Annotated in this window: 15 protein-coding genes and 1 pseudogene; 14 read left to right on the top strand and 2 right to left on the bottom strand. The window is 51.3% G+C overall.

Annotated elements, in window-relative coordinates; all coding sequences use genetic code 11:
- Positions 1 to 209 (bottom strand): annotated as a pseudogene (locus BLQ99_RS15085) (hypothetical protein); the annotation flags it as partial.
- A 98-nt stretch (positions 210 to 307) separates the two neighbouring features.
- Between BLQ99_RS15085 and BLQ99_RS11190 the strand changes: the two are divergent.
- The 10 genes from BLQ99_RS11190 to BLQ99_RS11140 all read left to right on the top strand — a co-directional run bounded on the left by BLQ99_RS11190 (position 308) and on the right by BLQ99_RS11140 (position 7,020).
- Positions 308 to 1,735, top strand: a complete 1,428-nt coding sequence (locus tag BLQ99_RS11190) for a DUF927 domain-containing protein (RefSeq protein ID WP_093691011.1) — start codon at positions 308 to 310, stop codon at positions 1,733 to 1,735.
- A 336-nt stretch (positions 1,736 to 2,071) separates the two neighbouring features.
- Positions 2,072 to 2,752: a hypothetical protein gene (locus BLQ99_RS11185; protein WP_093691009.1), complete on the top strand. Its 681-nt coding sequence runs from the start codon at positions 2,072 to 2,074 to the stop codon at positions 2,750 to 2,752.
- 194 nt (positions 2,753 to 2,946) lie between these two features.
- Entirely contained in the window at positions 2,947 to 3,117 is a 171-nt protein-coding gene (locus BLQ99_RS14955; protein WP_171904664.1) for a hypothetical protein, read from the top strand.
- Positions 3,118 to 3,187: 70 nt separating this feature from the next.
- On the top strand, positions 3,188 to 3,436 hold the full coding sequence (locus tag BLQ99_RS11175) for a hypothetical protein (protein WP_093691005.1): 249 nt from the start codon (positions 3,188 to 3,190) through the stop codon (positions 3,434 to 3,436).
- Positions 3,437 to 3,440: 4 nt separating this feature from the next.
- Positions 3,441 to 3,668 (top strand): hypothetical protein, encoded by a 228-nt coding sequence (locus BLQ99_RS11170; RefSeq protein ID WP_093691003.1) that lies wholly within the window; start codon positions 3,441 to 3,443, stop codon positions 3,666 to 3,668.
- 21 nt (positions 3,669 to 3,689) lie between these two features.
- Positions 3,690 to 3,923 carry a hypothetical protein gene (locus BLQ99_RS11165; RefSeq protein WP_093691001.1) on the top strand — a complete coding sequence of 78 codons (234 nt, stop codon included), beginning with the start codon at positions 3,690 to 3,692 and terminating at the stop codon, positions 3,921 to 3,923.
- A 140-nt stretch (positions 3,924 to 4,063) separates the two neighbouring features.
- On the top strand, positions 4,064 to 4,438 hold the full coding sequence (locus BLQ99_RS11160) for a hypothetical protein (protein WP_093690999.1): 375 nt from the start codon (positions 4,064 to 4,066) through the stop codon (positions 4,436 to 4,438).
- On the top strand, positions 4,372 to 4,689 hold the full coding sequence (locus tag BLQ99_RS11155) for a hypothetical protein (RefSeq protein ID WP_143005904.1): 318 nt from the start codon (positions 4,372 to 4,374) through the stop codon (positions 4,687 to 4,689). The genes BLQ99_RS11160 and BLQ99_RS11155 overlap by 67 nt, the downstream gene beginning before the upstream one ends.
- A gap of 69 nt (positions 4,690 to 4,758) precedes the next feature.
- Positions 4,759 to 5,166, top strand: coding sequence for a hypothetical protein (locus BLQ99_RS11150; protein ID WP_093690995.1), 408 nt, complete (start codon positions 4,759 to 4,761; stop codon positions 5,164 to 5,166).
- 1,566 nt (positions 5,167 to 6,732) lie between these two features.
- A complete protein-coding gene (locus tag BLQ99_RS11140; protein WP_093690991.1) occupies positions 6,733 to 7,020 on the top strand; it encodes a hypothetical protein in 288 nt (95 codons plus the stop codon).
- A gap of 39 nt (positions 7,021 to 7,059) precedes the next feature.
- Here the strand turns inward: BLQ99_RS11140 and BLQ99_RS11135 are convergent, their stop codons facing one another.
- The gene (locus BLQ99_RS11135; protein WP_093690989.1) at positions 7,060 to 7,533 is read right to left on the bottom strand and encodes a hypothetical protein; all 474 of its coding nucleotides are present in this window, start codon (positions 7,531 to 7,533) and stop codon (positions 7,060 to 7,062) included.
- A 120-nt stretch (positions 7,534 to 7,653) separates the two neighbouring features.
- Here BLQ99_RS11135 and BLQ99_RS11130 point away from each other — a divergent pair, with 120 nt between their 5' ends.
- The 4 genes from BLQ99_RS11130 (at position 7,654) to dcuC (ending at position 12,476) form a co-directional block, all read left to right on the top strand.
- On the top strand, positions 7,654 to 8,847 hold the full coding sequence (locus tag BLQ99_RS11130) for a tyrosine-type recombinase/integrase (protein WP_093690987.1): 1,194 nt from the start codon (positions 7,654 to 7,656) through the stop codon (positions 8,845 to 8,847).
- Between the two features lie 290 nt (positions 8,848 to 9,137).
- Entirely contained in the window at positions 9,138 to 9,614 is a 477-nt protein-coding gene (locus BLQ99_RS11125) for a tyrosine-type recombinase/integrase (protein ID WP_093690985.1), read from the top strand.
- 258 nt (positions 9,615 to 9,872) lie between these two features.
- Complete coding sequence (locus BLQ99_RS11120) at positions 9,873 to 10,961, top strand: dipeptide epimerase (protein WP_093690983.1); 1,089 nt, start codon at positions 9,873 to 9,875, stop codon at positions 10,959 to 10,961.
- Between the two features lie 144 nt (positions 10,962 to 11,105).
- Positions 11,106 to 12,476 carry a C4-dicarboxylate transporter DcuC gene (dcuC, locus tag BLQ99_RS11115; protein WP_245690440.1) on the top strand — a complete coding sequence of 457 codons (1,371 nt, stop codon included), beginning with the start codon at positions 11,106 to 11,108 and terminating at the stop codon, positions 12,474 to 12,476.
- Positions 12,477 to 12,672 lie beyond the last annotated feature (196 nt).

The raw sequence follows: 12,672 nt of genomic DNA, 5'->3' as shown, positions 1-12,672 counted from the left end.
CATTGCCGGATAATCGCTCCAAACTGATTGCGTAGTGGTGCAGGCGGTGGTGCTTGACGCTTGTAGGTTGTGACATCTTCAAGCGACTGATACAGGATTTTCCGTATCGTTTGACGGGATAAACCGACTTCGCGGGATATCTGACGAATTGATTTTCGTTCTCTTATGTGCAGATCTTTGATATACTTATATGTGTCCACTTTGATCATCTCTTTCTCCTGCCTTCTGCTAAAAAGTTTGCCAACTTCTAGCATAGCAGGTTTGATGGTCAAGGTGGTCAACTTTTTCTCTAGCGTTTTTCGCTAAAGTGGTCAATTATTATGTTAGCAAATACAGACGGGAAGAAAAAACGTATTACACCCATACTGGCTGGCGCAAAATCGGCGGCAAATGGGCTTACCTGCATGCAGGCGGGGCGATCGGCGCGGATGGCGTATTGGTAGACTTATCCGAGGGCGGCGAAGCGTTAAGCCGCTATCGGCTGCCCGAAACGTGCGAGGACGCGGCCAGGGCGGTAAAAATGGCCGCCAGTTTCCTGGAAGTGGCCGACAAAAGGATAACCTTCCCTTTGCTGGCGGCGGCGTTCCTGGTGGTGGCGTCCGAAATCCTGCGGGCCGTAAATATACAATTAGACTTTGCCTTGTTCATGGTTGGCAAGGCCCAAAGCGGAAAAAGCAGCCTAGCCGCCTTGGTGCTGTCCTTCTTCGGTGACTTTGACAAAACGGCGTTCCCGGCGAACTTTAAAATGACACCTAACAGCCTGGAGAAAACCGCCTTCATGATAAAAGATGCATTGCTGATAGTCGATGACTTCCACCCGGCGCAGAACAGGGCCGAGAAAGAAAAACTGAAGCAGGCGGCGCAAAACCTGGCCAGGGCCTACGGTGACGGCGCGGCCAGGGTGAGGATGGGGGCAGACCTAAAGCTAAGGGCAGCGTTTCGGCCAAGGGGTTTGGCCATTGCTACCGGCGAGGAAAGGCCAGACATAGGCGAAAGCGGGCAGGCCAGGATGCTGTTTATCAGCGTAAAGCGCGATGATATAGACTATTACGGCAAATTCAAAGAGGTTGAAGCCAATAAAAGATGGCTGGCCAAGTGCATGGTCGCATACATAACCTGGCTGGCCGAAAACTGGGAGAAGCTGAAAGAGATATTGCCGCAAATCTATAGCGGGGCCAGGGCCGACATGCAGACAGAAAATAGCGGACGGGCCAACGAGGCGGCGGCCAAGCTGGCCCTGGGGCTGTGGCTGTTTCACCAGTTTGCCATAGATAGCGGCGGGCTGGCCGAAAATGACGCGGTTGAACTGATGAAGGAAGGCGGCAAAATCTTGCAGCAATTGGCCAAGGACAATATCGCCAGCCTACAGACGGAAAAGCCAACGTCACAGTTTATAACCGCCTTACAGGAACTAGCCGCGGCTGGCCAGGTGGAGATAATCCCGGTATACCAACAAAACAAGCCTGAAGATGGCAAGTTTATCGGCTGTTATGACGAGCAGTATTTGTACCTGTTGCCGCAGATGACCTATAAGGCCGTGGCTGAGTTTTACATGAAGCAGGGTCTACAGTTTCCGGTTTCCTCTGGTACGCTGTGGCGGCAATTGCATGAAGAAGGGCTGCTGTTTAGCCGGGACGAGGTGCGGGGCAGGTGGACTAAAAGAAGGGCATTTGGCTGTTGCGGTAATAGGCCGTTAGATGTTATTTGGCTTAAAAAAGACATACTGAAAGATTAAAAACTATATGTCTTATATCTTCAAAAAACTTGCCCACTTTGCCCACCAATAGGCTTAAAGCTAGTAAAATCAAGGGTTCATTAGGTGGGCAAAGTTGCAAAAAACTTGCCCAAAACTGCCCATAATTTTGCCCACTTAATTATTAGGCTAGTATGGTTGATTTATTTAGTGGGCAGATTGGTGGGCAGAAATGGGCAAAGAAAAATAAAAATTGCCCACCTAACAAAGCCAGTAATATCAAGGATTAAAGGGCTATGGTGGGCAAAATGGGCAAAAATTAGGGGGGTATATAAGCTATAGGTTTTATAAAAGCAATTGCTTAAAGGTGGTGATAGCATGGTTTGGGCCTGGGTGAAGATTGATGACGACCTGCCGGATAAAAAACAGGTAAAACCTGACGAGCAAGAGCCGAAGGACTTAGCAAAACTTATCATTCCGAAAGACGTTATCAGGGCCGCCTGGCGGGGAGAACTGACCAAAGCCTGCCTGATAGAAGTAAATCTTGCCTGGCGGCATATCCTGGGCGAGGCGGTCTGGATAGTGCCGGACGAGGCGGCCAGGGCGAGAGTTTGGGCCAGGGACAAAGACCACCTGATATTCACACCGGCGGAATTATTCCGGGCGGTGCAGACGGTAGCGGAGCAGGGCGAGGCGGCCAAAGGCGTATTCGATGCCAAAAGAATGTTCGGCGGCGAGCTGTTATACGACGGGACGCAGGAGGCAACGGATACCGGCGCAGGGCTTAGTCCTGCCGACAGTCACCTGTGGCAATGGCTGATAAGCGAGGCGGCCAAAATAGACGTGGACTTTGCCGCCCGGCTGAAATACATAAGAGGCACGGGGGCGAAGCTGGAGCCGGATGCCAGGCTGGGCTACAAGATAGTGCCGATTATTGACGCGAGCGGACAAAACGGCTGGCCAAGCTGGGAAATGTACGAAGCCGAAAGATGGTGCCTTAATCCTTACCGGGAGCAGTTGGTGGGCTTACTAAAACGGTTGGCGCAGGGAATTTTTTGACACGATTAAAAGGCGAGGGGAGAGGGCGATGGCAGAGCAAGTAAGGGTAACAATACAAAACATTGAACTGATTGGGTTTAGAGCGGAAATATCAAGCATGGACTTTAGCCGGGCGATTATTCGGGCTGAACTGAGGGCTGGCAAATATCTATCGCTGTTGACAGATAGCGCAGGAAGGGGCGGCGCGGTTGCGGGTGACAGTAAAACTGCCCAAGTGCCTCTTGGTGTTTGAGCAGGCCGAGTTTTACGAGATGCTCAAAGCCAGGCCGGATATTTGGCGGGCGGCCATAAAACGCGGCAAATACCGGCTGAGGTTCGGGAAAGAACAAAACCGCAAGGTTAATCCCCAAAAAGAATGTGATTAGCTTTAAGGAAAACGGTTATGGCTACTGGCGACAGCGAATTTTACCACACGATAAAAAAGGGGGCTAAAGCATGGCTAAATACTGGGAAAAGGAAAAACCGACAATGGAGGCTGCAACCAGTAAAAACAGGCTGGCATGGTACGCCGAGGCGCAAAATCTGCAAATATCCCTGCCGGATTGGGTGAACAAAGACGGCGAAACATGCCGAGGCAAAACAGTCACCTTGGACGTGGCGGCATTGGCCGAGGACAGCGACAACGCCAGGGCAATCCTGGCGGCGGTGCTTGAAACCTTAACAAAAACTAACAGGCAGGGGTGAGGTAATGAGCAGTAAATATTACGCCAGGCCGGACGCGCTAAGGCCGAAAGGGTTAAAAGTGTTGTCGGACGTAAATCCAAGCCGCCGGGAAGTGGTCAGGTGGCTAAAAAAGAAACTGCCTGAGTGCAGGCATGAGGCCGATATTTTAAACCTGCTAAAAGATGCGACACTTGCAGGCTATTATAGGCCTGACCTATTGGAAATCATTGAGGAAGTGCTGGACGAAAACTAATGCGAAAGGGAAAGGGGAAAAATGCAATTACAAGGCTTGCCGTGCGCTAATCATAGATATTTTGGACAGGCACATGATGCCTATGCTGTTGCTTATAATGCCTTGGTGGACAAGATGGAAGCCGCCGGGCTTGACCATAAGGAACTTGTCAAAGTCATTCATTTGGCGGTGCAGCGGGAAAGGCTGTCTGTTCTCCACCTGGCCGAAACGGTGGCCGCCTGGCTGAAGGGTGAAAAACCAAGGCCGGGCTACTAACTAAGGGGAGGGGTTAGGTAAATCCCTACAGGTAAACGAGCGGCGACCGCTGCCTGGCCGCTAAACACACCGGCGCAAGTTTTGGCTAATGGGGGGATAGGCGATGCTACAGAAAACTACAGGCTTAATCATGGTGGGACATGACCTATAACGAGGCGCAGGAAGCATTGGCCCGGTTTCCTTGGCTATGGGCGCGCTGCCAAAACCTGCGGGCCAATATTCTTCACCGGTACAAGGCCGAGCATGTAAGCCGGAAGGTTAGCGGCTACGGCGACAAAACAGGCCGGACGGCGGTTAAACTGTTGGAACTGGCCGACATAGAGCGAAGGGTAAAAATAACAGGCCGCTTTATCGAGGAAGGCCTGCCGCCGGAAGATAGGCAGCTATTAATCAATGTCTGGCGGGGCCTTCCCTGGCGGCTGATAGCCGAGCGGGAGGGATGCAGCGAATGGCTAACGCGGCTGAGGTGGCAGGCGATGGTCGAGAGGTTGAGAGCCTATGCTGGACGTGCTTAAGGGCGACCTGGCGCTGCTTGTGTCCTTTGCCGGACAGGGTGCCGGAAGACGCGACAGTCGCCAGGCGAAAGGTGGACAGCCTGCTGGCCAGTCTGGGCTACCGGGAGCAGGAATATGTCCAGGCGGTGGTAAGCTGCCCGAAGTATTGGCCGGAAGGTGAGCGGAGTTTAAATCCGGACGAGGAGCAAGGCCGCCGATCGGCGAGACGGAAAGCGGGCGGCAGGCAATGGTTTGTGTTTGTCGATGATTAAGGAGGCGGCAAGTTACCGCCTGCTTTAAAAAGGTTATAATACAGTCTATGTATTAAAGGCGGTGATACCATGAGAGCAGGATGGGAAAAGCGCGGCAACAGGTATTTTGCCTATGCCAGGGTGAGCAGGTATGACAAAGAGCGCCGGAAGGTAATAACGCAGAACAAATACCTGGGCGGCGACATACAGACGGCCATAACTAACCTGTGGCGGTTTGGCCAGGAAATGGGCCTGGCGCAGGATGCGGTAGCCGAGGCGGTAAGCCAGCTTAAGCGGCAGGGGCAGGAATTAGGCGTAAAACCTGATGCCTGCACATACGACAACAAAGACTTTATGCGGCGGTTTAAACCGAGGTTTGACCAAGTCCAGCAGGCAATCCTGGACGCGACAACGGCCAAGAAACGCAAGGAACTGCAACAGGAGTTGATAAGGCTGCATGTCGACATTATCAGCTATATCAACGGGTGCAGGCGTTAATACAGTGCATGTATTAAAACATGGCGGCTGGTTGGCTAAAAGGTACTTGGTAAAGGGTGCGCGGGTTAAGGGTCGCTGCGAGCGCGGCCAATGTCCCTTGAAAACCGCTTTTTTAGGATTGAAACTTCGTGCTGGCTATAGTAGCTAGGGTTGGCCCGGAAGCGGCAAGCTGTCGGCTTTTGTCGGTATTGGCAAGGTACTTGGTAGACCTGGGGTAGCCAGGGGTCGCCGAAGGCGCGAGGGTTTGCTGCGTATAGGTTGAAAAATCCCTTTGGTTTTTGGCAGGGAACATTAGCCGAGGGTGCCGGTCGGCTATTAGGTTTATCTAAATTTAGACAAAGCTAACGGCTATTCGGCGAGTCTAAATTTAGACGCGCCGAACATTGGCCCTAAGTTAAGTTGAGGGTGCATTACAGGGGGTCAGTTGAAATGACTGCTTTAGGGTGTCCAGTTGAACTGGCGACCTTAAAGGGTGTCGGTTGAAACTACGTCCATAGGGGGATATGGGGGTAAATCCCTGGGGCCTTTTAACCGGCGAGCGGGCGGCAGTCATGCGCAAAATTCCGCGAAATTGCGAAGGGGAAGGGTCAAGGCCTGAAAACAGGGCAAAAGCAGGCGGTTTCGGTCCAAAATAAGGGCCGTTTTAGTGGTAAAAATGCCTGGTTTTAAGCCGTTTTTGCCTGAATTTTTACAGTCCCTAAAAAGGGCAATGCCTGTCCGGAAAACGGACGCACAACAGGTTCCCAAGTTGTTGGGAATTTTACCACACGATAAAAAGACTTCGCCCGAAAAATGGACGAAGGCCAAGCGTCCGAAAAGCGGACGGCTGTCCGTTGGTCTAAATTTAGACGAACGGTAGGCATGAGACTGCTATAGGGCTGCTTTACTCTAAATTTAGACACAAGCTAGGCCCATATCGCGCCAGTCTTAAATACATAAGCGTGGCTGCGGCTATAACAGGGAGAAAGTTAATACAATATATGTATTAGCAAGATGGGTTCCTCTAAGTTTATAGGATGCTATCGGCTACTCTAAATTTAGAGGGGACGAAGTCTTATAACCCCCCCATCGAGGTGACCGGGGGTTGTTTTAGCCAGACCGGTGGGCCACCTTCAAAGAACACACGGGTCGTGTGCGTAACCCCCCCGCCATATTCTCGCTCTTCGGTGTCGCAAATTTACAGTAGCCGAAGTTTAGATGCAAGCAGGCCAACGAAAGTCGTCGGGCTGGTTAGGTGCGGGTCCTTCCAGAAGGGGGCGGGCTGGAGGGTCTCGCGAGCCCCGAAAACCATTTAGCGACAGGCAAAAAATTTTATTTCGGTTTCGGTTTCGGCAAGTCTGCCGAAGGCTTGTTTGCTGGGTTTAGCCGCAAGTTGCAGGTCTTTGTCCCGTGCTGCCGGTTTCGCATAATACAGCCTATGTATATTTGCCTACAAGGCCGGGCAAGCAGGCGATGCGATAAATACCATTAACCGGGGAGAAAAAGGCCGCTGGTGGCCAAGCAGGGCGGCCAGGCGGCAGTATTTTAAAAACTACCTGAGAAAACTTGTGTTAAGGCGGTGGGATGATGGCAATTCATAACGTGGACACGAATAAAGGTGTTTGGATCATGGTCGAAGGCGCGCCCGGCGGCGGGTTCATGGTGGTAATAAAGACAGACGGCCAGCGGCATGTCTATAATGAGCCGGTAGAACTGGAGGAGGCTTTAAGATTGGCCAATACCGGGGCCGAAATTCTGGGCCTGCCTGGGGAGCGGGTGCTGGTTAACATGCAGGATGTTGTTGGCCAGGCGGGCCGGTCGCTTGCCTGCCGGAAATTGCGGAGCATTGCCAGGCAGATTGGGCTGAAGATGTAAGGCAAAATAAAAATCCCGGCCATAGCCGGGAAGGGAAAGTTAGCGGGCCATTTTAAGGCGGAATAATTCTGCTTCTTGATTAGTCTGGCGTATGCTAAGAACGTTTATTTTAGCGTCAAGGGCGGCAATATCCTCTTTAGTGGCCATGTTAGCCTTAATATCGGTTACCTGGGCCTGTAAGTCTTTAACTTGAACTTCCAGGTTATTAACCTGGCCGCAAAGTTTATCTACGGTGGAGGACAAGGCATGTAGTTGAGCGTCAATTTCTTCGGTGCGGTGGAGCAGTACGCTAATAAAATTGGTGTTTTCTTTTACTTGGCCTTCCAGGTTGTCTAAGCGGGGTTCAATTCTGTCTAAGCGGGTTTCGATTTTGTCTAAGCGGGTTTCGATTTTGTCTAAGCGGGGTTCAATTCTGTCTAAGCGGGTTTCAATTCTGTCTAGGCGTGCGTTAATTGGCTTTAACTCTTCCTGAATGACGGAGCGAAGGGTTAAAATTAATTCTTCATTGCTCATAACATCACCAATCCTTTTTATGGTGGTAGCTTTATTTTAGCATTGGTTAGACTGAATAGACAAGCTGTAAAAACTTGTGTATTTTAAAAGCTAGAAGGGTATTGAAAGGCGGTGCTGTTAATGGCGAGAAAGCGCGGACACGGTGAAGGGACGGCATATTATAACGAAAAGCGGCAGCGGTGGGAGGCCCAATTCTCTTATCAATGCCCGGAAACAGGCGAAACAAAGCGGAAAAAGTTTACCGGCAAGTCGCAAAAAGAAGTCATGGCCAAAGGACGGAAGTGGTTGCAAGAGATAGAAAACGGGTTGATGCCCGATGCGGATAAACTGACTGTCGGCTATTGGCTGGACAGATGGCTGGAAGATTATACAAAGCCTGCTGTTAAGGTGCGGACATATGAGCGTTACGAGAGCATAATTAAGCTATACTTAAAGCCGAGAATTGGGCAGGTGCCTTTGCAAAAACTACAAAATCCCGATGTCCAGAGGCTGTTTAATCAATTGGCGGTTAACGGCAAAAAGGACGGCAGCGGACTGTCGTCACATTCTTTAAATAGTGTCAGGATATGTTTACATGCGGCGTTGGATAAAGCAGTAAGTCTAGGGTATATTGCCAGAAATCCGGCTGACGATATTCGCATTGCTCAAAAAAAGAAGCGCGATATTAAGGCTATGACGGAAGAACAGGCCAAAAAACTGCTTGATGTCGCCCGTGGATATGAACAAAAACATTTCATGATTATCCTGCTGGCTTTATCGACAGGGATGCGGCGGGGAGAAATATTTGGCTTAAAGTGGTCGGACATTGACCTGGATAAAGGCGAAATATATGTCCAGCGTGAATTAACGCCAATAAGCAGGCGATTGACCGGCAGGGAAGGGTCGTTAGTTTTTCAAGACCTAAAGACGCCATATTCTTACCGGCGGCTGCCAATCCCGCCGGAAGTTGTCAGGGAGTTGAAGCGGTTGAAACGCCTGCAGGCAGAAAACCGCCTGAAATATGGTGAATTATATTTTGACGATGACCTGGTTATATGTTCTGAGATTGGCCAGCCATATAATCCTAATACCTTCGACAAGGTGTATAAGTCCATGCTGGATAAAGCCGGTATGCCAAAGGGGAAGGACGGATTTTGTTTCCATGATATGCGGCATACTCACGCGACGCTGCTGCTTAAAAAGGGCGTAAACGTAAAAGTGGTTTCGGAAAGGCTTGGCCATGCCAGCGTCAAGGTTACGCTTGACACATATAGCCATGTTTTGCCAGACATGCAAGAACAGGTTCTGGAAAAATTGAAAGGCATGTTTATATAACGAGGGGGGCAAAAAGGGGGGCAATAATTTTAAAAACTAGGTAGATGGTATAAAATTCCATGCCTGCGAAGCCTTGATTTTACTGGATTTTATAAACTGCATAAAACCCAGAAAAACGCCTAATTCAAATTGCTAAATCGTTAGGAGTCGTAAGGCTCGCGAGGGTTCAAATCCCTCCCACTCCGCCAAATACAAGGGTTCTAGTCATTGACAGAAAATGTCAATGGCTATTTTTATGCCCGAGGGGGGGCAATATTTATTTTTATGTGGTGGATTGGGGAAAAATCCTGATGTCCAGAGACTGTTTAACCAATTGGTCGTTAATGGCAAAAAGGATGGCAGTGGACTGTCGTCACAAAACGCCATACTCTTACCGTCGGTTACCGGTGCCGCCAGAAGTTGTGCGTGAGTTAAAACGGCTCAAACGGTTACAGGCGGAAAATCGCCTGAAATACGGCGAACTATACTTTGATGATGACCTGGTTATATGTTCTGAAATAGGCCAGCCTTATAATCCGAATACCTTTGACAAGGTGTATAAGGCCATGCTGGACAAGGCCGGTTTGCCAAAAGGGAAGGATGGATTTTGTTTCCACGACATGCGGCATACTCACGCGACGCTGCTGCTCAAGAAGGGCGTAAACGTGAAAGTGGTTTTGGAAAGGCTTGGCCATGCCAGCGTCAAGGTTACGCTTGATACATATAGCCATGTTTTGCCGGACATGCAAGAACAGGTTTTGGAAAAGTTGAAAGGCATATTCGTATGAAGCTCTATTGCGCCAAGCTTACGAAAAGTTCTGCCGCACGGCGACCTGCCTATTTTCCTTTTCAGAAAATTTATGACAGGGGACTGGTAAGCAGGATTTTTAAAAGTTCAGGAGAATAAAATAACTAGATATTGTTTTCTGTCGAAGGAAATCCAGCGAGAAAGTCTAGCGGTTTCGGCTGTTCTGGCTGGATTTTTGTGTGTTTTTATAAGGTAGGCCGGGTTCGGAAGACTGCCGGGAAAGGAGAGATAAGGAACCGTGAAGATTGCCGAGGTCAAAATCGGGAAAGTGCGTATCCCCCTCAAGAAACCGTTTAAGACGGCCCTGCGCACGGTATACGCGGCGGAAGACATTGTTATTAAGATTATTACCGACGAGGGAGTCATAGGGTTTGGCAGCGCCGCGCCGACCGCTGTCATCACCGGCGATACCCAGGGCGCCATCGTGGCCGCCATCCGGGACTGTATTGCCCCGAAGATCATCGGGATGGAAGCCGACCGGCTGGAGGCGCTGATGGCCGCGCTGGACGGGGCCGCGGTGCATAATACCAGCGCCAAGGCGGCCGTGGACATGGCGCTGTACGATCTCTTTGGCAAAATTCACCGCCTGCCGGTATACAAGCTGTTCGGCGCCTATCGGCGGGAAGTGACGACCGACCTGACGATAAGCGTCAATTCGCCGGAAGAGATGGCCCGGGACGCGCGGGAGGCAGTTGCGGCGGGCTATCGGGAATTGAAGATCAAGGTAGGTACCGACGCCGACCTGGATATCCGCCGAGTTAAGGCCGTTCGTCAGGCGGTGGGGGATGCCGTTAAGATCCGTCTGGACGCCAATCAGGGCTGGAAGCCCAAGGAGGCGGTACGTACCATCCGGCGCATGGAAGACCTGGGTTTGGCGATTGAACTGGTGGAGCAGCCGGTCGCGGCGCAAGACATCGAAGGGCTGAAATTTGTCACCGACCATGTCGATACTGATATTCTGGCCGACGAGGCTGTTTTCGGTCCGGCCGACGCCTTTCGCATCCTTGCGATGCGGGCCGCTGACCTGATCAACATTAAACTGATGAAAGCCGGCGGCTTGCATAGCGCCCTTAAAATTTGCCATTTGGCGGAAACCATGGGCATTGAGTGCATGATGGGCTGTATGCTTGAGAGCAAAATCGGCATCACGGCGGCGGCCAGCTTTGCCGCCGCGAAAAAGAACATTACCCGGGCCGATCTGGATGCGGCCTTGCTGTTGGCCGAAGACCCCGTATTAGGTGGCGTGACTTTCGACCAAAACCGAATTTTGCTGCCGGAAGCGCCGGGCTTTGGCATCGAAGACGTAAAAGGGTGGCAGGAGATCTGATCCGGCCGGGTGGTACGCTCAGCATGCGACGCTTTGGTCGGACAGTTTCCCATATAGGCAAGTATAAGGGAGGAGAGACGACTTACAGCCGACTAGTAAACCGTACGAAGAATGCATTTTAGCAAGAAAGAAGGAGGAAGTCATTTGGGCATTGTTATTTCGTTGATTGTCACCTTTTGGGTCGGCTATCTGATAACCCGTAAGTACAAGCCTCAGCCGGTCTTGTTCATGGCCGGCCTGATCCTGATGTTCTGCGGGGTAGCCTTAGGGCTGGGCACCATCCTGCCGGCCAAAAACAGCACGGGCTCGGTCTTTTTTGATGCCTTTGAATTTATTAAACAAACCTTCAGTTCCCGGGCGGCGGGACTGGGCCTCAACATCATGGCAGTGGGCGGCTTCGCCCGCTATATGGACCACATTGGCGCCAGCCGCGCTCTGGTCAAGCTCACCATCCGCCCCCTGCTGGGCCTGCGGGCGCCTTATCTCGTGATGGCCGCTTCCTGGGTCGTGGGCATGCTGCTCGGCCTGTGCATAAACAGCGCGTCCGGCCTGGCCATGCTGCTGATGGTAACGCTTTTCCCCGTCCTGGTAAGCCTGGGCGTCAGCCGCTTGTCGGCTACGGCAGTAATAGCCACTACCCTTTGCCTTGACTGGAGCCCCAGCGATACAGGGACGATTTTGTCGGCGCAGACCGCCGGCCTGGATCCGGTGCTGTACTGGACCAACTATCAGATTCCCATCGCTTTGACGGTAATGCCGGTAGTAGCCGGTTTCCACTACTTTACGCAAAAGTGGATGGACAAGCGGGACGGCCATGAAGTGGTGCCTATCGTCGTGGACAAGACAGAGGCCGACAAGGATGAAAAGCCGGTGCCCATGATTTATGCCATCCTGCCCACCATTCCGCTGGCACTCATTCTGATTTTCAGTAACCTGTGGATTTCCTGGATCAAGATGGACATCATCAAGGCGATGTTTATCGGCGTGTTTATTGCCATGATCTTCGAATATGTCCGCACGCGCGACGGTAAAAAGGTTCTTGACGGTATCCAGTCGTTCTTTGACGGGCTGGGCATGCAAATGGCCAATGTCATTACCCTCATTGTCGCCGGTGAAACCTTCGCCAAGGGTCTTACGACCATCGGCACCATTGACGCCATCATCAAAGGCGCTCAAACCTCCGGGTTTGGCGCGGCCGGCATGATCCTGGTAATGGTCGGCATTATCGCCGGCTGCTCCATCGTCATGGGCTCCGGCAACGCACCTTTCTTCGCGTTTGCGTCGCTAACCCCCACCGTCGCGACCAAAATGGGGGTTGCCCCCGTACTGATGCTGCTGCCCATGCATTTTGCCGCCAGTATCGCGCGCGCCGTATCGCCCATTACCGCCGTTATCGTCGTTTCGTCCAGCATGGGCGGCGTCTCGCCGTTTGACCTGGTGAAGCGGACCGCCATTCCCATGGCCGGCGCCATGCTTGTCAACGTTATCGGGACTTTTGTGTATTTCTACCGGTAACTGTGCCGGTGGCATGGTTTAGATCCCCAAAAAATACAGGCTTCAACATCTTAATTTTAACAGACGCCAAATCGGCGTCTTTTTTCTTGTTTGCGGCGTTAAAAATTGTAAAAGTTAAAAATTGTAAAATAAGATAAAAGAGTTTACTACTGCCGAAAATTGGCGATAATCAAAAGCAGGATTTACTCCAAATTGC

The organism is Sporolituus thermophilus DSM 23256 (assembly GCF_900102435.1).
Taxonomy (GTDB): Bacteria; Bacillota; Negativicutes; order Sporomusales; family Thermosinaceae; genus Thermosinus; species Thermosinus thermophilus.
The sequence above is the reverse complement of the archived record's forward strand: the minus strand, read 5'-3'. Positions and strand labels throughout refer to the sequence as shown.

What these genes read in the sequence shown, in the direction of transcription:
- BLQ99_RS11185 (WP_093691009.1), top strand. Translation starts at nt 2,072, where the DNA reads ATGGTTTGGGCCTGGGTGAAGATTGATGACGACCTGCCGGATAAAAAA.
- BLQ99_RS11175 (WP_093691005.1), top strand. Translation starts at nt 3,188, where the DNA reads ATGGCTAAATACTGGGAAAAGGAAAAACCGACAATGGAGGCTGCAACC.
- BLQ99_RS11170 (WP_093691003.1), top strand. Translation starts at nt 3,441, where the DNA reads ATGAGCAGTAAATATTACGCCAGGCCGGACGCGCTAAGGCCGAAAGGG.
- BLQ99_RS11165 (WP_093691001.1), top strand. Translation starts at nt 3,690, where the DNA reads ATGCAATTACAAGGCTTGCCGTGCGCTAATCATAGATATTTTGGACAG.
- BLQ99_RS11160 (WP_093690999.1), top strand. Translation starts at nt 4,064, where the DNA reads ATGACCTATAACGAGGCGCAGGAAGCATTGGCCCGGTTTCCTTGGCTA.
- BLQ99_RS11155 (WP_143005904.1), top strand. Translation starts at nt 4,372, where the DNA reads ATGGCTAACGCGGCTGAGGTGGCAGGCGATGGTCGAGAGGTTGAGAGC.
- BLQ99_RS11150 (WP_093690995.1), top strand. Translation starts at nt 4,759, where the DNA reads ATGAGAGCAGGATGGGAAAAGCGCGGCAACAGGTATTTTGCCTATGCC.
- BLQ99_RS11140 (WP_093690991.1), top strand. Translation starts at nt 6,733, where the DNA reads ATGGCAATTCATAACGTGGACACGAATAAAGGTGTTTGGATCATGGTC.
- BLQ99_RS11135 (WP_093690989.1), bottom strand. Translation starts at nt 7,533, where the DNA reads ATGAGCAATGAAGAATTAATTTTAACCCTTCGCTCCGTCATTCAGGAA.
- BLQ99_RS11130 (WP_093690987.1), top strand. Translation starts at nt 7,654, where the DNA reads ATGGCGAGAAAGCGCGGACACGGTGAAGGGACGGCATATTATAACGAA.
- BLQ99_RS11125 (WP_093690985.1), top strand. Translation starts at nt 9,138, where the DNA reads ATGTCCAGAGACTGTTTAACCAATTGGTCGTTAATGGCAAAAAGGATG.